Here is a 239-nt window from a genome sequence, read left to right on the forward strand (position 1 = left end):
GGGGGATCTTGTGAGTTCGATGAAGGAACACACCTCGTCGCCGGAGGCGATTGCGGAAGTCGTTTACGAAGCGACAACGGACGAGAGCGACCGGCTCCGCTATATCGCTGGCGCTGATGCGGAGCGGTTTCTGGCCGCGCGCGACGCGTCAGACGATGCAGAGTTTTTTGCTGCTCTGAAGGCGCAGGTCGGGATGGTTTAAGTTGTATCGCCGGCCCATCGGACGATCTTCTGCAACG

At 59.8% G+C, this 239-nt stretch carries 1 protein-coding gene; it reads left to right on the plus strand.

Going from position 1 to position 239, the window contains the following annotated elements:
* Positions 1-202: hypothetical protein (locus SB764_RS44295; RefSeq protein ID WP_410867349.1), on the plus strand; the 202-nt coding region annotated here is incomplete at its 5' end.
* Positions 203-239: the final 37 nt, after the last annotated feature.

Origin of the sequence: Paraburkholderia sp. SIMBA_027 (genome assembly GCF_046535315.1) — a bacterium.
Classification (GTDB): Bacteria; Pseudomonadota; Gammaproteobacteria; order Burkholderiales; family Burkholderiaceae; genus Paraburkholderia; species Paraburkholderia tropica.